The sequence below is a fragment of the Gottschalkiaceae bacterium SANA genome (genome assembly GCA_036323355.1).
Lineage (GTDB): Bacteria > Bacillota > Clostridia > Tissierellales > GPF-1 > GPF-1.
The window spans coordinates 798385-818612 of the sequence record AP028876.1 but is presented as its reverse complement, the minus strand read 5'-3'; the positions used below and the strand labels follow the sequence as shown (position 1 = coordinate 818612).

19 protein-coding genes are annotated in these 20228 nt (G+C 43.1%); 2 read left to right on the top strand and 17 right to left on the bottom strand.

The window, feature by feature from the left end; translation table 11 throughout:
* Window positions 1-63: 63 nt before the first annotated feature.
* The 3 genes from AC25CA_RS04025 to AC25CA_RS04015 all read right to left on the bottom strand — a co-directional run bounded on the left by AC25CA_RS04025 (window position 64) and on the right by AC25CA_RS04015 (window position 1987).
* The gene (locus tag AC25CA_RS04025) at window positions 64-363 is read right to left on the bottom strand and encodes a hypothetical protein (RefSeq protein WP_486815761.1); all 300 of its coding nucleotides are present in this window, start codon (window positions 361-363) and stop codon (window positions 64-66) included.
* 101 nt (window positions 364-464) lie between these two features.
* Window positions 465-620: a hypothetical protein gene (locus AC25CA_RS04020; protein WP_486815760.1), complete on the bottom strand. Its 156-nt coding sequence runs from the start codon at window positions 618-620 to the stop codon at window positions 465-467.
* Between the two features lie 179 nt (window positions 621-799).
* Window positions 800-1987, bottom strand: a complete 1188-nt coding sequence (locus AC25CA_RS04015) for a hypothetical protein (protein ID WP_486815759.1) — start codon at window positions 1985-1987, stop codon at window positions 800-802.
* A 153-nt stretch (window positions 1988-2140) separates the two neighbouring features.
* On the opposite strand from AC25CA_RS04015, the gene AC25CA_RS04010 reads away from it, so the two are divergent.
* On the top strand, window positions 2141-2503 hold the full coding sequence (locus tag AC25CA_RS04010; protein WP_486815758.1) for a nucleotide pyrophosphohydrolase: 363 nt from the start codon (window positions 2141-2143) through the stop codon (window positions 2501-2503).
* Window positions 2504-2553: 50 nt separating this feature from the next.
* Here AC25CA_RS04010 and AC25CA_RS04005 read toward each other — a convergent pair whose 3' ends face one another.
* The 9 genes from AC25CA_RS04005 to AC25CA_RS03965 all read right to left on the bottom strand — a co-directional run bounded on the left by AC25CA_RS04005 (window position 2554) and on the right by AC25CA_RS03965 (window position 14487).
* The gene (locus AC25CA_RS04005; RefSeq protein WP_486815757.1) at window positions 2554-3633 is read right to left on the bottom strand and encodes a hypothetical protein; all 1080 of its coding nucleotides are present in this window, start codon (window positions 3631-3633) and stop codon (window positions 2554-2556) included.
* 58 nt (window positions 3634-3691) lie between these two features.
* Window positions 3692-5761 (bottom strand): hypothetical protein, encoded by a 2070-nt coding sequence (locus tag AC25CA_RS04000; RefSeq protein ID WP_486815756.1) that lies wholly within the window; start codon window positions 5759-5761, stop codon window positions 3692-3694.
* A gap of 182 nt (window positions 5762-5943) precedes the next feature.
* Window positions 5944-6246, bottom strand: coding sequence for a hypothetical protein (locus AC25CA_RS03995; protein ID WP_486815755.1), 303 nt, complete (start codon window positions 6244-6246; stop codon window positions 5944-5946).
* 93 nt (window positions 6247-6339) lie between these two features.
* On the bottom strand, window positions 6340-6642 hold the full coding sequence (locus tag AC25CA_RS03990; protein ID WP_486815754.1) for a hypothetical protein: 303 nt from the start codon (window positions 6640-6642) through the stop codon (window positions 6340-6342).
* A gap of 75 nt (window positions 6643-6717) precedes the next feature.
* On the bottom strand, window positions 6718-9822 hold the full coding sequence (locus AC25CA_RS03985) for a UvrD-helicase domain-containing protein (RefSeq protein ID WP_486815753.1): 3105 nt from the start codon (window positions 9820-9822) through the stop codon (window positions 6718-6720).
* A complete protein-coding gene (locus tag AC25CA_RS03980) occupies window positions 9815-12292 on the bottom strand; it encodes a PD-(D/E)XK nuclease family protein (RefSeq protein WP_486815752.1) in 2478 nt (825 codons plus the stop codon). The genes AC25CA_RS03985 and AC25CA_RS03980 overlap by 8 nt, the downstream gene beginning before the upstream one ends.
* A gap of 83 nt (window positions 12293-12375) precedes the next feature.
* Entirely contained in the window at window positions 12376-13131 is a 756-nt protein-coding gene (locus tag AC25CA_RS03975) for a hypothetical protein (RefSeq protein ID WP_486815751.1), read from the bottom strand.
* A 272-nt stretch (window positions 13132-13403) separates the two neighbouring features.
* Entirely contained in the window at window positions 13404-14126 is a 723-nt protein-coding gene (locus AC25CA_RS03970) for a metallophosphoesterase family protein (protein ID WP_486815750.1), read from the bottom strand.
* Window positions 14095-14487 (bottom strand): hypothetical protein, encoded by a 393-nt coding sequence (locus AC25CA_RS03965; RefSeq protein WP_486815749.1) that lies wholly within the window; start codon window positions 14485-14487, stop codon window positions 14095-14097. The genes AC25CA_RS03970 and AC25CA_RS03965 overlap by 32 nt, the downstream gene beginning before the upstream one ends.
* Window positions 14488-14623: 136 nt before the next feature.
* On the opposite strand from AC25CA_RS03965, the gene AC25CA_RS03960 reads away from it, so the two are divergent.
* On the top strand, window positions 14624-15028 hold the full coding sequence (locus AC25CA_RS03960; protein WP_486815748.1) for a DUF4332 domain-containing protein: 405 nt from the start codon (window positions 14624-14626) through the stop codon (window positions 15026-15028).
* 34 nt (window positions 15029-15062) lie between these two features.
* Here the strand turns inward: AC25CA_RS03960 and buk are convergent, their stop codons facing one another.
* From buk to AC25CA_RS03935, 5 genes are read right to left on the bottom strand one after another with little or no spacing between them, the layout of a single operon-like run.
* Window positions 15063-16136 carry a butyrate kinase gene (gene buk, locus AC25CA_RS03955; protein ID WP_486815747.1) on the bottom strand — a complete coding sequence of 358 codons (1074 nt, stop codon included), beginning with the start codon at window positions 16134-16136 and terminating at the stop codon, window positions 15063-15065.
* 10 nt (window positions 16137-16146) lie between these two features.
* Window positions 16147-16701, bottom strand: coding sequence for a hypothetical protein (locus AC25CA_RS03950; protein ID WP_486815746.1), 555 nt, complete (start codon window positions 16699-16701; stop codon window positions 16147-16149).
* A complete protein-coding gene (locus tag AC25CA_RS03945; protein ID WP_486815745.1) occupies window positions 16702-17310 on the bottom strand; it encodes an indolepyruvate oxidoreductase subunit beta in 609 nt (202 codons plus the stop codon).
* The gene (gene iorA, locus AC25CA_RS03940; RefSeq protein ID WP_486815744.1) at window positions 17307-19094 is read right to left on the bottom strand and encodes an indolepyruvate ferredoxin oxidoreductase subunit alpha; all 1788 of its coding nucleotides are present in this window, start codon (window positions 19092-19094) and stop codon (window positions 17307-17309) included. The genes AC25CA_RS03945 and iorA overlap by 4 nt, the downstream gene beginning before the upstream one ends.
* Window positions 19091-20017, bottom strand: a complete 927-nt coding sequence (locus AC25CA_RS03935) for a bifunctional enoyl-CoA hydratase/phosphate acetyltransferase (RefSeq protein WP_486815743.1) — start codon at window positions 20015-20017, stop codon at window positions 19091-19093. Before AC25CA_RS03935 ends, iorA begins: the two co-directional genes overlap by 4 nt.
* Window positions 20018-20228: the final 211 nt, after the last annotated feature.

The following is a 20228-nucleotide window of genomic DNA, read 5'->3' as shown; positions in this document are numbered from 1 at the left end:
AAAATACTCCGCTAGGAGTATAAGGCGATCTCATTCAGTTATCTAAAAGTGATGAAGAAGCGCTTATGCGCTTCTCCTTTTATGTGCAATCCATTGATAGGCTGCCCATGCAATCATCAAATTAAACGGCATAATGAGGATGCCAACCCTTACGCCCAAATGATCGTTTAGCATGCCGATCATATAATTCATTACCGAGATCATGATGGCGTTTGTCGCAAGAATAACCTCCATGACCTGCACGCCGTCCTCCTTAAACTCTTCTTGAATCAAAATTACCGTGGTTGCATAGATCGTCGAGAAGAACAGTCCAATGCCAGCTAAGAACCAGACACCCTGTTGACCCAATGCAATTCCAATCAACGCGACTCCAAAAGTGAGTCCCAAAGAAAGCGGAACAAGGGTATTGATTCCAAAAACTAAAAATCCACCAAAAAGAATAAGGAGCCTAGTATGTCTTTTTATCAATGTGCAACGCCGGTCTGAATGGCCATCCGCTTGACAGCTGCCGCAACTGCAATCACAACCCGCTCATCAAACACCGATGGAAGAATCATATCAGCGCATAATTCATCTTCCGCAATCAATCCTGCAAGGGCATCTACGGCAGCGATTTTCATTTTTTGATTAATCTCTGTTGCCCTACAGTTTAATGCCCCTCGAAATACGCCACGATTAATGTTTGGGCAAGGGTGCCTGTTCTCTTCTCTAGGTCCATTTTTTCACAAAAAAAGGGCGGAAAGCTTTCGCTCTCCGCCAAATATTTCTCCCTCTTTATTTCTACCGTTTCTAATTAAGCTTATTGAATCGTCTTTCGATGCACGACTTTTGTCATACCATCTACCTTTTCAACGACAAATAGCTGCATCTCATAGGTTACAGTACCTGCTTCATCCATGTGCATGATGATCTCAATAGTTGCATGGTCTTGACACGGCATGGCTGCCAACATGTCGTCGCAGTTAAAAAGATCCATGGGGAAACTTAAGGTTTGGTCTTGATATTCTACCATCAAGTTACGAGCACCGCTCTCTAGTTTTGCTTTGATATCGCAATAAGGGATTTGCAACTTCACAAGATTCTCTTTTGATCGGATCGGTGCTTTATAATCCACGATCCCCGTCTCCGCATCTTCCATTCGTAGTAGACCAAATTGGCTGTCTGTGAATCGCGCAAGTGTATGTCCGACTCTTGTTTGTTCCTGAATCACACGTTTTGGTCCAGCAACATCAACCTTTTCATCCCAGATGATTTGAACCACTTCAATGGGATCCTCACACTCATCTTCTCCCTCACCTCTTGTTGGATTGGCTTTTTGCATATACAAGGTACTTCCATCGGGTCCTTCCACGATTCCTTTTGTGCGATAATTGACCATTACATGATCATGCATGACACCAGCATAGGTGTAACGTTCAATAATCCCAGTCATATGCTCATCGATGTAGAGAACAACGATATAGTCTTTTGTGGTGTATAAACCTCGTATCTCACCAAAACGACCCGAATAGACTGGAACATCCATTAGAATTTCTTCAGAATCATTAAGACGCATCAATCTAAGATCAAAAGTTCGCATCCTTTCACGATCTCCACTATCTCCTTGATCACTCAGCATTCCATTTCTAGTTAAGTAAATAAGATCCGAATTAATCTTTGATTGTGCAGTCAATATTGCTGAGTTCGTGACCATAACTGGATATTTGACAGTAGCGATATTGAAAGACTGCTCCCCTGTTAGATCATATCCGACGACACTCTCATCTTCATCAGTACCTTGAAGTATTTGAATCTGATTAAGGTCGGCCACATACATAAAAGATTGTATATCTGACAGCTTATTGCTAGGTAACTCTGAGGCATAAAACAAATGTCTTTCTTTGTCCCCTAGGGGTTGATCTGGCGGCAATCCCATTGCAAACCCTATACCACTAAACAACAATGCCAACATTAATGCTAAAATTATCATTCTATTTTTTTTCATCATACACCTCCCTCTTTATTCTAGTCGATTATGAAAAGGGAATAAATTACATTTTATTACAAATTCCGATTATTCTGTTGACTGTCTTACTCATCTCGATACTTTCACTAGGAATATGATAAAATATAGAAAATCACAATATCCTGGAGGAAGCGCATGGACGAGAAACAAACCCTACAAGAACTGAAAGATCATATTCAATCTTTTTGTGCAGATCGAGATTGGGATCAATTCCACTCGCCAAAAGAACTGGCTATTGGCATTTCTACAGAAGCCGGAGAGTTGTTGGATCATTTTCGCTTCAAAACAAGCGAGCAAATGTCTGCCATGATGGATGACCCTAATAGAAAAGAAGAAATCAGTGATGAATTGGCAGATGTATTTTTCTTTGTACTTCGTTTTGCTCAAAAAAATGATATTGATCTGACTCAAGCCTTTTTCAACAAGATGGTGAAAAACGCTAAAAAATATTCTGTTGAGGAATATAAAGGGTCAAATAAGAAATACACAGAAGCATAAAAAGACCGGGCTACGATAATTTCGTAGCCCGGTTACTCATATAATTTGCTTTATTGAAGAGTCTTTCTATGAACAATCTTCGTCATGGCATTGGTCTGCTCCACAACAAAGAGTTGAATCTCATTGGTAACCTTGCCAGCTTCATCGGTGTGCATGATGATCTCAATAGTTGCATGGTCTTGGCAAGGCATGGCTGCCAGCATGTCATCACATTGAAAAAGTTCCATGGGGAAACTTAAGGTTAGGCCTTGATATTCGACCATCAAGTTGCGAGCACCACTCTCTAGTTTTGCTTTTATATCACAATAAGGAATTTGCAACTTTACAAGATTCTCTTTTGATCGAATCGGAGCTTTGTAATCCACAATCCCCGTTTCCGGCTCTTCCATTCTTAGAAGACCAAATTGGTTGTCTGTAAATCGCGCAAGTGTATGTCCGACTCTTGTTTGTTCCTGAATCACACGTTTCGGCCCAGCAAGTTCTAATTTTCCATCCCAATTGATTTGAATTAATTCAACTGGATCATCACATCTCATTTCATCTGGCATCGAATTCGAATTCAAATTCACTTTTTGTAAATACAGCGAACTTCCATTGGGCCCTTCTATAATTACACTAATTCTTTCGTTAACCTTGACTCGCCCTTTTAAAACACCTTCATATGTATAACGCTCCACACAGACTTTTCCATCCGTGGTCCAATACGATAGAATAATATATTCATCTGTTGTTAGAATATTTTTTTGTTTGTAAAATTGATCGGCAGAAATCGAAATTCTTCTACTCTCAGGCGAATCTATTTTTTGAAAAACAAGAAAGACTTTTCGAATATTTTCTTCTTCGTTGACCATCACGTGATCCAGATCAATCATCTCCGTCCCATCTGGAGACAAATTACTCTGTAAAAAAATCTGTTCATTACCAAATTGCAAGGTAACTTCTTCCTTCTCTAGATCATAATCAAAATTTCCAATCACACACAATGGTAACGTTTCTATGTTTTTAACAACAAACAACCGCTCTTGATTCCCTTGTAATGGTAGATCTCCCACTTGATTTGTTGCAAATCCAAAGTTGCTAAATACCAATGCAAAAAACACACCAATCACTGCTATTCTTCTCTTCATCATATCAGATACTCCTTTTTTTATTTAATCTAACACTTACATTAATCAACCTTATCCCAGGTTATTGTAATGTTTTTCGATACACAACTCTCGTCATTGCATCCACCTGTTCAACAACAAATAACTGCACGTCATAGGTAACAGTACCAGCTTCATGGGTGTGCATGATGATCTCAATAGTTGCATGGTCTTGGCAAGGCATGGCTGCCAGCATGTCATCGCATTGAAAAAGTTCCATGGGGAAACTTAAGGTTTGGCCTTGATATTCGACCATCAAGTTGCGAGCACCACTCTCTAGTTTTGCTTTTATATCACAATAAGGAATTTGCAACTTTACAAGATTCTCTTTTGATCGAATCGGAGCTTTGTAATCCACAATCCCCGTTTCCGGCTCTTCCATTCTTAGAAGACCAAATTGGTTGTCTGTAAATCGCGCAAGTGTATGTCCGACTCTTGTTTGTTCCTGAATCACATGTTTCGGCCCAGCAAGTTCTAATTTTCCATCCCAATTGATCTGAACAAACTCCAAGTCGCCACCTGAAAGGGTATCATTACTTGTAACATTTGGTGCTGGATATTTCATTTGCATATAAATGGTACTTCCATTGGGTCCTTCTGTAATTCTTCTTACACAATAATTACTTTCGACACCATCAATAAAATTACCCTCATAATCATATCGCTCAATATACCCCTTCATTTTTCCAGCGTCTTTACGAACCAATACGATATAACTTTCGGTGGCATACAGATCTGTTACATCACTATAATAATCTTCCTCATATCTAATTGGTGAATCAGTGATCAAATACTCTTCTATTACATTCTCATTCTCTAAGTCATATCGAACCAAATAGCTTATTTCATACTCAGGTAGATCCTCATCATCGAAATGACCACCAACAAATATCAACTCACTGCCATCAGGTGATAAATCATAGGCTTTAACAAATTCTAAGTCGCTGGCAATTGCATTTTCGGCGGTCGCAGCATTCGTCATCCCTAGTATAAATTCATCGTCGCCATCATCACCACAACCCAGGTAATAGACCACTTGCCCACCTTGTACAACAAAACCTTTTGCTTTCAGAGAAAGCTCTAGGCCACTATTCTCATCATGATTGGTCAATACAACTTTTGCTGCATCATAAACCTGCTCCAATGACCAGGTATTTCCTGCTTCGAATTCAATTCCCCTTCGTTCCATGCCGTCAACGATTGGATATGCAGGTTTTTCAACTAGTTCTCCATCCATGGTATAGACTCGCTGATTTCCTCTCGCTGCAATAGCTTCCCCTGTTGCCGGATCTTGAGGTGCTCCCGTAACTGGATTTATGGGATACCATTGTGCCGGCTCTATTGGCTGCATCGTCGTAGGGTCTACAATTTGTCCGGTCAAGGAATTAATTAACCGATTGTTTGCATCAACTAAATATTCTTGCGTGGGTGGCAAGATCCGCAGTCCAGTAATGCTATCTACGATCGTACCAATCGGACTGATCAAAATCCCAGATGGGTCAAATACGGTAAAATAACCAAAAAGAGGTCCATCCAAAATATATAAGGCACCTGTCTTTGGATCTACAGAATGCCCCGTTAAAGGATCAATAATACCTGTTAGATCCGCTGGATTTGTTGGAAAACCAGCAAACGAATTTTCAGGAAATGGTATTGCTCGATCGCCACTATGACAATCTTGAAGCAATCCGGTAACCGGATTGATCGGATAAAACGTAAACGGCGATACCGGGGTCATCATGATTGGGTCTGTATACATCATCCCTCCTATCGGATCTATAAAAGCACCTGAGATCGGATCGATTAGAAATCCTGACTCCGGATGAATTTTTAAACCGGTGGCTGGGTGTATAGAAGGATCTTCCTCACCAGATTCTTGGTTTTCTAACTCTCCATCCTTCAAAATAACATAGATATGCTCATTTTCCTTGTCATAGGCTAGGTCTCGAAGATTGCTTGGGGCACCAATATCCGAACCCTGCAGGGTAAACAAAATTTCCTGATTGTCACTCAATACTGTATTTTCAAATATGGGTCCTTCAAGTGCAAAAGATACACTGCTAATAGCCAGAATGAAAACTAATAGAAACGGTGTACACATTTTCTTTTCCATACAAGTAACCTCCTTTTTCTATATTTTACAATAAAAGGAGCTCCTGAACCTTACAAATCATTGCATATATGGGTATAACCCCCTTTACATCGAGGAAAAACAGTTCTTTCCGCTTCATGATTTTTCTTCACAAAAAAACCGGAAGGCTCAGGCCTTCCGGTTCGCAGTTTCCCGTACATGTATTAATAAAACTTCACCTCGTCAACTTCATCATGTCCAACTTTTTTTCGGTCTGTACGGATATAATCATCCTCGCCGATATGAATCGCATTGACACGATGGCCAAGATGATTGTCCTCTAAAACCGTGTAAACGTCATCTCTCATTTGGATTTCTTCCAAAATTTCCGTACGCGTATACTCTCGCAAATCATCAGTTGGTTTACAGTTTCTTACTCCTCTGAAATGCATGGCCTTTACGCGCTCAATATAGTCTCTGGTATTCGGGTCATGATAGTGAACTTCCTTGATCCCTAAACCTTTCATCGACTCAACCCCTTCTTTAATCGAGAAACTGCAAATGTGAATTACCCTCTGCCTTCAACCTATACCCGGGTCATTCACCGTTCAATCCCTTGCCTAAAACTCGGGAAGGCCCGCTATAAAATCGTGGGGAAACATTCTGCGATCCGTTCGCAAATAACGCCGCCCCTGCACCTCAACGGTTTCTAAATGTGGTCCCAGATCATCCAAATCAAAGAGAACAAAGACGTCATGATTAAACTTAACTTCGTTGAGCAAAGCTTTGCGGCTCCATTCTCGTTCTTTTTTTAAATCCAAACGACCGTCACGTTCTTCAAATTCAATGACTTTTACAGCCTCTATGAAATCCCGTTGTTGCGGATCATGGTAATGAACACGAGTTACGCCAAATCCATTCATCGTTTACTCCCTTCTATCATAAAATGGTCTCTCATTAAATATATCCCTCATTTAAGACCATTTATGCATGGGAATTCATGGCAGTTGTTCGGGTTCATGGGTGAAATAAATCTGGGTTTCCTTCACCTTTTGCTTGGTGATTTCTTGAAATACATCACGATATGCCTGAATCTGTGACTGATAATAGGTTTCCAATTTAAGCCGATCTGCTTCCGCCTTATAGTGATCGGTTTTATAATCGATAATCACCCATCCATCGTCCTCTTCAAAAACCAGGTCGATCACCCCTTGAAACAGCGATCCGTCCGCCAAACTCGTGGTGATCCGCATCTCGGGCATCCTCGACTTCGCTGATTGAATTCGCGCATACAAATCCGATTTTATAAATTTCTTTACAATCCGCTTTCCCCGTCTTTTCATCAAGGGATCAATTGCTTCCTGGTCAACTACTTGGTTCGCCGCCTCTTGACCATAACGGATCAAGCGTTCAAAGGCCAAGTGAATCAAGGAGCCAAAGACAGCTGATCCCCCAAATTCTCGTTCAACCCCTTCTAAAATCGAACGATCGCTGTGTAAGCTCGGTGTCACCACACAATAGCTATGTGTCCTACGCTCTTCTTTCCAATCCTGCCATAGACCTACACCTCCTTGCATGGGTTGATCCATCGGTTGTTCTAACTTTTCAGGAATTCTCATGTCCTGATCAGCCGCCGGCAAAATAGCTTGCCAAGGATTGTATTTGTTGTCCCCCATAGAAGCAATCACCAAAGCATGTTTAGCCCGCGTTGCAGCAACATACAAAAGTCGATACTCTTCCGCTTGCAAGAACGGTTGCTCCCACTCCTGAATCTCAGAAAATCGGGCCGGCTCTGCCACGGGTTTGCTTGCAAACCCAAACTGTTCAGCCAGTGACAAATATCCTTTGGCCCCATCTCCTTCACGACGAACCACCCAAGAAGGCTTTCTTGTGCGTTTGCCCTTGTTATTCATGGGACCAACAAGAAAAACAATGGCCGCTTCCAGTCCCTTGGACTTGTGCACATTCATAATCCGAGTCTGATTCAAGCTGCCATCAGGATCCAATTCTTCCTCTAATTCATGGGTCAAATAAGTGGAAATCCGCTGAACGATCTCCTTCAGTTGATAGATCCCCTGGGCCTGTAAGCCCGCTACCACTTCCATAAGATGAATCAAAAGACCGCGCACTGGTTTTCTGTCGGCTGCACTTGCCAGAATACCCGATTCTACAATCAATTTTCTAAAGAAGACAGCTGGCGGCAAATCAAAACTGTCCGCCATCAAGGCTTTCAACCATTGCTCCGCATCCATAAACCGTTCACGCAAGGCCTCATCTGCAAGACCATCAAGCCTCTCCACTTCAAGGGAAACAGAACCGACGCTCTGTTTTAAGAGTAAAATATCTTGTTCCGAAAATCCAAAAAACAGACCACGTAAAACAATATATAAATTCGTAGGTGTTGGATCGGACAGGTAGTATAAAAGATAATTCAATTCCTGAATTTCTGGCGCTTGAACCGCCTTGTTCTCTCCTGTCACCTGTACAGGAATTCCCCACTGGGTGAGGACCTCAGCATAAACACCCAATCCTTTTTTCTGTCGAGACAACAACAAAAAGTCCTCATATTTAGCATTTCCCTCATCAACTGCATGGCGAATCACTTGTGCAATTGCCTCTGCTTCCACTAAAAGAGCCTCATCCTTTTTCTTTTCTTCGGGAATATCCAGCTTATATACGCCAGGTTTAATGGACAAGTTCCGTTCCATCACCTTTTCCTTTATCGTATTCATCGGCGCATACTCCGCCTGATGGGCATCCTCTTCTCTTGGGAACCACCTTTCAAAGACTGGGGTTAACGCATGTGACAGGGCGTTGGCGGATCGAAAATTAGACGTTAAATGTAAGACTTCGCCTTCCTTGTCCATGCTTTCCTTCACGCGATTATAGATCTCAATGTCTGCCCGTCGAAAACGATAAATGGACTGCTTGGGATCCCCCACAACAAAGAGACTTCCTTGACGGAGCTGGCCGTCTTTACGTGTAATGGCATCCATAATCTCTGTTTGAATGGGATCCGTATCCTGAAATTCATCGATAAAAAGACAATGAATAGCTTCCTGATAGTGTCTGCCAATCTCAGGCTGCTTGAGTACAAGAGCTGTCAATTGCAACAAATCGTCAAAACTAACCAGATTTCGCTCTCGCTTGTAAGAAACGTAATAGGCTGCAAATTCCTTTAAGAGTGCAATGCATTGCGGATATTGCGCCTGCATCCAACTTTGATTAGCCGCATCCATCTCCATCTGAAAATCTTCCAATGTTGTTGTCTTAAATTCTTTCGCCCATTTTTTATCGGTCCATCTCTTCAAGGTTACCTTCGATGGCTTTACGGATGCAGCCTTCTGCAGAACCCACCATTGATTCTCCAATTGACTTAAATCAAGATGAGTCAAAGAGAACTCCAATTCAAACAAAACCTCTTGCACACCGTCGTAGGAAACCCCTGGCTCTTCAATAGGAATAAAGGGTTTTGCTTCTTCAATCCACGCCCGAATCGATTCTTCAATCCGATCCCACTTGGGGTAAGAAACGGCCGCTGCCGGCAAGTCCAAATCGGCGTTTCGAATCACCGTTTGGGTGTTTTGTCGAAATAATTCCAAGGATAGTCCAAGTTTACGCCACCGGTCTGTTGCCGTCTGGTCTGGGTCTAACAAAAACTGTCGCCACGCACGGTCCAACTCCACCTGCTCATCTAGATCCGTCATTTCTGTAAAGCCAGGAAGCAGTCCACTCTCAATGGGATAAGTCTTCAATACACGTCCACAAAAACTATGAATGGTTCCGATAAACAAGTCATCAAAGCTATCCACCGCCATAGAGAAGCGTTGCTTCTCTTCCTCTATTTCTGCACGTTGATGGGCTTGCAAAAGTCCCTCATACACCCGTTCTTTGATCTCTCCAGCTGCCTTGTTGGTAAAGGTAATCGCAGCAATCTGAGACGGCTTCAGCGTTCCCGTTCCAATCAAAGCCAGGATGCGCCCCTTCAAGGACGTTGTTTTTCCAGAACCGGCCCCGGCTTCCACCAAGAAGTTTTCATTCAGGTTTTTAATAATTGCATCCCGTTCCCGTTGATCGGTGATTGAAATACGATTCTTACTCATATGCATGCACCTCCCGTAGGGTTTCGATACTGTTATAGATTTCTTTTTGATTTTTCTCAACTGGATTTTGTTCCGCCAACTCGGGATAATCGCGTTCTTGATTGGCATAAGGGATAATGCCTTGGGCAAAACTGCCCTCAGCGTAGGCATCTCTCAAGAGTGACAAGATTGTAATGACATCCCCTCGGCTCTCAACCCCGTTGGAGGGATAAATGATTCGTTTTCCATTGCCGCGTCGCGTTGGAAACAAGTAGCCCGCACTTTCCACTTTTTGCCCCAACTCTGCCTGTTCAACAAGCAAGGCATAAACCGCATGCTGCAGGCGGGTGCCATGAACAAAATACTGTTTCTGTGTATAGGATTTACTTTTTCCTGTTTTATAATCATAAATTCGGTATTTGCCCTCTGGCGTTCGATCCATGCGATCCACTTTCCCCCGCAAACTTAGGCTTTGGCCATTCTCCATCATCAATGTCCCCGATACGTCAAGCTCCTGATAAACCGGTTGATCTTCGCCTAGGTTTTGTTCCTCCATAGACAAGAAAATCCGGCAGGTTTGTTCCACCTCTGCAACGAAGACCTCCTTTGCTACAGGAAGTTTCGGCGGATTGACTCTTGATAAGGCCTCAATCAATTTATGCGCATAGGCAATCAAAGCCTGCTCATCTCGCAGACGATTAGGGCGCTGCATTTTCGGTAAGATCTTCTGGTAATAGGCCTGAAAGATTTCATGCAAAAGCGTCCCCTTCTCCAAAGCATTCAACCAAACGGTCGGCTCATCAGGTTGAGGCTCCCGCCCAACCTCCAGAATGTTTTCAATCCAATAAAGATACGGCGATCGTGCTAGCTTTTCAAATTTAGTAACAGAGCTAGGTGCCTTATTTTCGTCCGGTTGACCCTGCCAGTCAATTTGCCCGTTATAAGCATTGAAAGTATCCAACTGTCGCTGTGCTCGGGCAAAGCGGCCGGCTGCAAGTTTTGGATATGCATCTTCCAACTCCTGGGGAAATGCTGTGGTCGCCAACTCCCATTCCCATTGATTGATTGCATCCTTCAGCGGAATGCGATAAGAGGCCATCGCTTGTTTTTGACAGGTTTCTGTCGTATAGTGATTTAAAATTACCGGGGATGGAAACTTTTCAGTGAAATTCACAGCATCAAAACACGAATAGGAATAATAGACTTCTCCGCGTAAACGATCCAAATCTCGTTTTCTTTTTTGTGCAACCTCCCGCTTTCGATCCTGCACCGTCACTATATCAGCACCCAAACGATTCCTCTCTTTATCATAAAGAATGGGGCCGTCAGTCAAGCCGTCTTGACTATTCAAATGATCCAAACCCAAAACAAATGTTTTGCTTCGTTGCATGGCATCCGCTCCTGCCAGATCTGTCACATAGAGTTTGCCTGGCAAACGTGGTTCCCCCTTAAGTCGCACGCGAGTAATCGCTTGATGAAAAATATCTCGCATAAAGGCAGAGTCCCCGTATCGATCTGCATATCCTCTGTATCGGTTTAAAAGGGCGTCGATCCCCTCTTTCACTTCCTCTTCCAACTCGTTTGTCGTTGGAATTTTCTTCCAAAAGTCACCCTCCTCGATCAGATCCAAGGTATCAAAAATCCATTTTCTCGCTGTCGGCAAGGCAAAAACTGCATCACCCAAAGAGGCTGAATAGGGAATTCCCTCATGCTTTGCAATCATGGTAATCCGTGTCAGCTGTTCTGGTTTCGTTGCAATGATCTGCACCTTATCAAACCCGACACCACTGGATTTGACTGTTTCAAAAACTTGATGGATTTCAGATAGATCACCATAGGCTTTTAAAAGCTTCGGTCTCTTCTCATCGGCTGGTTTTGAACCAACCGAAACCAACCTAGCGTTCCGAGCCATCCAAAATTCACGAAATTGATTTACCAATGGCATCTGCTTAAATCCGTCATCCAGTATAACAATCTCAATATTCTCTATTCGTTTACAATCTGCTTCCTTCATCACACGCTGATAAGCGCACACCGCATCCATTTTATCTTCACGGATCAGCCATTCTTCATAGGCTGTCAAAATCAATTTCAAGTCCTTCGCTTTTTCCTGATTAGAAAATGCAGAAATTGGAAAATTCTGACCTTCAAGACCAATCAATCTCAATTCATCCATCGCATCCACCAGCGCTTCCACCCAATGAATACCGATTGTCACATGTCCATAGTAACCAAGCTGTGGCTGCAAGCGGCTAACCTGCTCGCCAACCGCCAAAAGTCGTTCATCCATATGGGCATATTGGCCTGGATTTTCCAAACCCTGATTCCATTCCTCTGCCAACATTTGAAAACTCATGACTCGATAATTCAAGGCTGGAACACCTTGTAATGCCAACTCTCGAATCCATTGGTAAATCTGTCTAACATTTTGGCCAACTATCCATTTTTCTTGTAAAGGCATCGACTCAAAAATATGCTGTAATTGATTCATCCGACTGCCCCCTTCCTTCACTTCTTCTATTTTACCATATCCAAGAATTCGATTTTCCATAAAAAAAAGGAAGCTTTCGCTTCCTAGATCGACATGGAATAAATCTTCAGCTTTCTGCTTTCAAATTGAGCAATCTCATAATAAAAAGCATCTTCCGCATACAGGGTAAGGGGATTCATTTCAATCGTAACCACTTCTTGACCCAGTTGATTCAATTGCTGATACAGTTCCGCTTTCTCAACAGGCATAAAAAATTTAGGTTCAAAGGTCACCTGTGCATTCTGATCATTAACAAGCAACTCACCACCAGTCTTCTGGCGCAACTCTTCCAACTGTTGAATCACATGTTCCTGTAAGGGTTCGCCATTAATTCCTTCAACATGCAAGCTATGCTTAGTCAGTTGAACAGGCATCTCCTCATCATAGACTTGGCTCAGTTTATCATGAATGGTCGCATCATAAACGCTTAAACAACCCTGCTCAAAATAAATCAATTTTATAACTTTGTCATCACGATTTAAACTAGCTCGAAACGAAAGCAGCTTATCTGTGATTCGCGTTGGATCCTCAAAATATGTCCAAATTTTCTCAGTGGCTTCCGAGGTTTCTCCTTCGGCAATAAACTCCAACTCCTCTGGATTCCAAAGCATCTTTAAAAAGCCCTTCGCATCACCCTTCATCTCTTGAATGGTTTCTGATCGAAACCTTCGCAAACTTGTGAGCTCAGGATCGTCAATCCAATTTGAGAACATGGTTTCCAAATCCTCTCGTGCTTTCTGATCGACCCGTTCTGGATCATATTCAGCTATCCTCATTTTCACCATTACTACATACTTCATAAAATGCCTCCTCGTAAACAACTCCTCAATCTTAGTATACATTATCCTGTAATCGTTTTCATTACTTTGCTGTTTATTTTTGTTTTTATTTATTTTCAGATAGTTCCTTGTTTTTTTAAACACTATTCAATGTAAAATCACTATTTACTAACTTTCTAATCATTTTTATACAAGGAGTCATTGATAACGAGAAAGTCTTTTCTGATTGACATCAATTATTCGCAAAATAGTCTCTATAGAAAACAAAAAAGTCCAAGTTTTGGACTTTCATCTTACTCAAAAAATATTTTTTTCAAAAACAGCCGGTCCGGTACCTCTCGCCTCTCCATTTCTTGCATTACAAGGGCTAAATCATAGGGTACAGATTCCCAATGGGCCGCGAATCCCGCTGCTGAAAATTGCAGGATCAAGAATCGGGCTAGCCCTTGCCTGCTAGTTCCAAGAGCACCCGGATTTAAATACCGAGTGCCGCTATGTGTGCTATACACATCGCTTCTGCAATGGGAGTGTCCATACAATGCCACTTCTGCGTGGGAAATAGAAAATAAACTATCTAGCGCTTCTGCTGTCGGATCCTTCAGTGCTGCATAAAATTTTCCCTTTGGCCCATACGCATAGTGCTGCATCTGTACCGTTGTCTCTCCAAAGCACCGCGTCATTTGCATGTCTAGGGTTTCCATCTGTTCCAAATACTCCGGTTTGATGATCCCCTTCACCCAACGGTGATGCTGCAATTCTCCACGAGACATCGATCCAAGTTCCGCCTGAAGTCCATGAATCAATTGCTGTTCATGATTTCCAAGTAGCATGACAATATCTTTGCGGCTTAAGAGTCGATCCAGGGTTTCATTGACATAGGGACCGATTCCGATGCTGTCTCCCAAGACAAATATTTCCTGGCAACGCTCACGCTCTATCTGTTTTAAACACGCCTCTAAGGCAGGAAAATTCCCGTGAATATCACTAAGAACTGCTATTTTCCACATGGTTTCCATTCAATACCTCCTGCCTTTCCCCCCGCTTAATCAGCAAAGAAAAAACAACCAAAGCAATTCCTATAGCAAGTTGCAAAGGTAAATCAAATTGATAAGAAGCGGTATTTCGCATGAATGCGATACCATTGATCGCAAGAATCGACAAAACCGCTGCACTTCCCCCATAAAACGGACGGAATAATGAAGAAAGAAATCCGATTGCCATGATTCCACCAAGGATCAAAAGCAGCAAATCTATTCCGCCAAGAGTGGAAAGAGAGCCCGGGAACTCTGCCAATAGAAACGTCAACATAAGTGCGCCAAAAATTGCTCCCAGTAATTTAGAAGCAAATAAACCAACATGACTGATAGACTGTAACATGCAACCCCTCCTTTTGTTTCATTATATCATATGCAGTTCTTGATTTTCCTCTCATCTTTTACAGTTATTCCCTCGATTTTCCTTAGCTTTCGCGGGTAAAATATGAATGATCATAAGCGATGGAAGGAGGATAATTATGCATCGTATTTCAATGATTGAAGGAATCGGCCCCACTTATCAAAGAAGATTAGACGCCGCTGGTATTCATACAACTGAAGACTTATTGACGAAGTGCAAAAAAAGAAGTTCTCGCCACCATTTGGCCGACGATACCGGAATTTCAGAAAAAATGATTCTCCGTTGGACCAATCACGCTGACTTGTTCCGCATCAAAGGAATTGGCGAAGAGTATGCAGATCTATTGGAGGCAGCTGGAATTGATACTGTGCCCGAATTGGGACGCCGCAATCCAGAACATCTTTATGAAGCTCTGCGTATTGTGAATGAGGACAAGCGCTTGGTGAAAAAAATTCCAAGTCAAAATCAAATTCATAACTGGATTCAAGAAGCCAAGATTTTACCAAGAATGATCACTTATTAAAAAGATAACCTCCCATTTGGGAGGTTGTCCTTAGTTATTCTTCGTTTTCCTTATATTCTTTTGCTGCTTCGCTGCCTTCCAAAACGCGTAAGGCACCAAAGGCCAAACTTTCCAATTCATGCTCCCCAGCTTGCAAGTACACAGGCGCTAAAAATGAAATCCGTTCAACAATCCAATCCGTTATCATTTTCGAGTAGGCAATACCCCCTGTAATCACAATCCCATCCAATTCACCTTTAAAGACAACCGAGAGTTGCGCAATACTTTTCGCAATTTGGTAGGCCATGGCCTCATAGATTAATTTGGCTTTTTCATCACCTTTCAAAATCATCCGCTCGACTTCCCGCGCATCTAGTGTAGCTAAATAGGCGCTGAATCCGCCTTTCCCCTGCAATTTTTTCTTCATGACTCCCGCATCATAGTCTCCCGAATAACATAATTTCATAAGAGAACGGCTAGGCAAACCACCAACACGTTCCGGTGAAAATGATCCTTCATCATCAGAAACTAAATCCACCATTCTTCCCTTTTGATGCGCGGTAACAGAAATACCTCCGCCCAAGTGTGCAACAATCAAATTCATGTCTTCATAAGATCGTTCAAGTTCCCTTGCTGTTTTCATCGCCATAGCCCGTGCATTTAAAGCATGGGAAAAGGACTGTCGTTTGATTTCCGGCATACCGGAAATCTTTGCAATCGGCATCATTTCATCAACCGCTACAGAATCATAGATATAAGCCGGAACGTCCAACTCTTCTGCAAAGGCGAAAGCAATTAAGGCGCCCAAATTAGATGCATGTTCTACCAAGGGCCTGTTTGTCAGACGATCCACCATGGCTTGATTCACGCGATATGCGCCAGAAGAAACAGGCGGCAACAATCCGCCGCGACCAACAAAACCATCCAGGTCGTGATAGTCAAGGCCTTTATCCTCTAAAAGCACTTCAATCGCATTTTTCCGCATAGCAAATTGATCCTGTACATGAGCAAATTTTTCCAATTCATCAACAGGATGGTCAATTCCCTGAGAGAAAACCTGCTTTTGATCTTCATACCAGGCAATTTTTGTTGACGTTGAACCTGGATTAATCGCTAAAATTCGTTTCATCTTTTTCTCCTCATCTGCGTCGTGCAAAGGCCAACAAGATTCCTAGCGCCATAGATAGCACCGCAGCCATTAATAGTCTCCACACGGGCGGTAAAAGAAAAGTAACCGTGTGCATGGGTATCCAAAAAAGCAGATTCGTTTTTACCAGGGCAAACCGAAAAAATCCCAACCAATCATTGGCGTCAAAAATTGCTTGAGCCGTTGCCGTTGCCCCCTTTTCCTTCAATTCAATCCGCGTGTCGCTGATTCGATGAGTGACCATCAAAACCGGTCCGAAAGAAAGGTTCATGGTTAACGATGTTAAAAATGCAGTCAACAACCTAGACGAAAACCCCAAGCTGGCAACACCCGCTGCATAGATCGGAAATACCCATGCAACAGCCATGCCTAAAAATCCCCATACAATTGCCTTCTTTTGCCATCCCGCTACAATTCCCTTCTTTCCTGTTTGGATCCTTACGGCGAGGGCTTCGCCCAAGCTGGCAAGAATCGCAAATTTCATAAAGGCCATAACGAATGGTGCTTGCGCATTCCAATCCATATAGATCGCAAGTAAATTTTTCATCTATACCGCCGTTGAATGAGAAAGCTCTTTCTTTGATACCTGATCCATGCCAATCTGAATCGCCTGATGGTTCAATGCTACAAATTTCGGCTTGACTTGGTCTGCAATCAACTGATTCCAATCGATGGATTCAAGTCCCATGGAACGAACCAATGCACCCAATAAAATCACATTCATCACTCGCTCATTGCCGAGTTCTTTGGCTAGCTCAACAGCAGGAATCACTCTTGTTTTAATTCTAGATTTCAATTCCTGAATAATTTCTTTTGAATAAATAGCCTTGCCTACTTTCATTGGCATAGACTCAATGGCCGTATCACAAACAACAACCTGTCCTTCTGGTTTCACGTGGTCCAACCATCGAAGAGCTTCCATTCTTTCAAAGGCAACCAAGATATCTGCACCACCTTTTTCGATAACAGGAGATTGGACATCGGTGCCGTAGCGCACCTGCGACGAAACCGAACCACCGCGTTGGCTCATCCCGTGGATTTCACTCATCTTCACATCATATCCCGCTTCTAATAATCCGAGTGTCAACAATTTACTTGCTAAAATCGTTCCCTGTCCGCCAACACCTACCAAGAGAATGCTTTTTGTATCATTCATGATTGTACCCCTTTCACCTTGATTGCGCCTACAGGACAAACCTGCATGCAGACCTCACAGCCCACGCATTGCATGGGATCAATGCTTGATTTCTTCAATTCACGATCAAAAGAAATCGCTGGACAACCTGTCTTGGTACACTTTTTACAACCGATGCAAGTATCCGTCTCTACCTGGCAAATATGCTTGTAATCGCCAAATTCCTCGACATCATGATCAGACAACTTCATCAATACACAAGGCCAACGGGTAATAATGACCGAAGGTTCATCCAATTCCAAGGCCCAATCCAAAGCTTCTTTCACCTGGTCAAGACGATTCGGATCGATGGTACGAACACGATCAATCCCACAGGCACGAACCAAAGGTTCGATTTCCACGATCTTTGTTGGCATGCCCTGCAGGGTGTAGCCCGTTCCCGGATTTTGCTGATGCCCCGTCATGCCTGTAATGCGATTGTCTAGAATAATCGTTACTGTATTGCTGCGGTTATACGACACAGTCAGCAGGGAGTTGATTCCTGTATGGAAGAACGTTGAATCCCCCAGAACGGAAACCACTTTTTTTTCCGAATCGGTATAGCGGTTAAACACCTGTTGCGCACCATGCCCCATTGACACGGAAGCACCCATGCAAATGGTTGTATCCATTGCGTTATATGGTTGAGCAAAGCCTAAGGTGTAACAGCCGATATCACCGGTGATCATCACATTCTTCTTTTTGCCAAGCTCATAGAAGAGACCACGGTGCGGACAGCCTGCACAAAGGGTTGGTGGTCGAGGAACCACCTTTTCCTGATCGAATTCAACAAGAGGATTTGTTTTTCCAAAAGCTGCTTCCCGTAATCGATCGGATGTCATTTCTCCATAAATTGGGAACAATTCCTTTCCAATGATCGAAATTCCTTCCGCCTTGATCGCTCTTTCCATCAATGGGTCATTTTCCTCAATCACATAAAGGGTATCCACCTCTTTGGCAAAGTCCTTAATCATATTCATTGGCATTGGATGGGTAAATCCGAGTTTTAAGTAAGAAGCCGTGTCACCGTATACCTCTTTGGCGTAATGATAGCTCATGCCCGAAACCACAATTCCAATCTTTTTGTCATGCCATTCCACCTGGTTAAGTGGTGTTGTTTCCGCATACTTTGCCAATTGACCAAGGCGCTCTTCTAGTTCCTCACGTAGAACCCGACTGTGAGCGGGAACCGTGATATATTTTTTGATGTTTTTTTCATAGGCGTGAACGCCAACTTCCACGCGTTCCTGCAATTCCACAACGCTCTTGGAATGGCAAACACGGGTCGTTATCCGAAATAGAACTGGCGTATTGAAGGTTTCGCTAATGGTAAAGGCTTCTTTAAAGAAATCCTTTGACTCCTGGCTATTGGAAGGCTCCACCAATGGGATCTTGGCAAACCAAGCATAATTCCGATTGTCCTGCTCATTTTGAGAAGAATGCTGTCCTGGCTCATCCGCCGTAATCAACACCATACCACCTGTAACACCCGTATAGGCAAAAGAGAACAAGGGGTCTGCAGCCACATTAACGCCGACATGCTTCATGGCGGCAAAGCTACGCGCTCCCGCAATCGAAGCACCAATTGCCGATTCTAAGGCCACCTTCTCGTTGGGTGCCCATTCCGCAAGCAGATCCTCTTTATAGCGTGCGGTATTTTCAAGAATCTCGGTACTGGGCGTTCCCGGATATGCACACGCATAGGTCACACCCGCTTCATAAGCGCCTCGTGCAATCGCTTCATTGCCTGTCATTAATGTTTTCATTTTTTACCCCCTTCTTTAATCCATTCAGCAACCACACTCCCCAGTGCAATCGAATTTAACTTATCCTCATGGGAATCCGCTCGAGACGTCAATACAACGGGTACACTTGCACCCATGACTATGCCAGCTGATTGACTTTTTGCAAAATACGTCATGGCTTTTCCAATCCCATTTCCCATCTCAATATTCGGTACCAAAAGGATATCCGCCTCACCGGCAACCGGACTTTCGTATCCCTTAATTTTTGCAGCTCGTTTGGAAATAGCCAAGTCCAAGGCCATGGGGCCTTCCACCACGACATCATCCCCAAATTTTCCTGCCAAGCCCTCTTGCTTCAAGCCATCCGCATCCACGGTTGCAGGCATCTTTGGATTCACTTTCTCCTTGGCTGCCAGACAGGCAACCTTGATCTCTAGATTTCCCAACGCGCGAGATACATGAGCGCTGTTTCTTAAAATCTGCCCTTTTTTTTCAAGATCCGGATACAAATTCATTCCACCATCGGTCAAAAGCAATAGTTTATGGTAAGTCGGCACCTCGTACACCATGACATGACTTAAGAGTTGACCCGTTCTAAGTCCATTCTCCTTATCTAAAACTGCCTTTAGAAAGATGGACGTATCCACCAATCCCTTCATAAGAAAATCTGCCTTACCTTCCCGAACATACTGGACTGCAAGTCGTGCCGATTCCTGCATATTATCTGCTTTAACAAGTTTAAAAGAGGAAAGATTAATACCCTGGGCTTCAGCAATTTTCTTCATTGCTCCGATCTCACCGAAAAGAATGGCTTCAATTATCCCCTTTTCCACGGCTTCGTGAACCGCCTTTAACACTTCCGCTTCTTCGGCGGCAACCACTGCCAGTCGCATGGAATTTTGTTTCTGCGCCTGTGTAATGAGTTCTTTAACATGTTGAATCATTTCATCACCTCGTCCTTCTTCCCCCCTCTATTGCACATTTCATGCCAAATGAATTCAGTCACAAACTTTATCCCTTCCTGACCCTCTTAGCCTTAACCTGTTCATAGCAAATTTGACCATTTAGCCATTTCCTGGGTCAAGATCCATTGGTCATTGCAACAAAAAAACGGGGATTTCTCCCCGTTTCAATTTCATGCCATTTCACTCATGT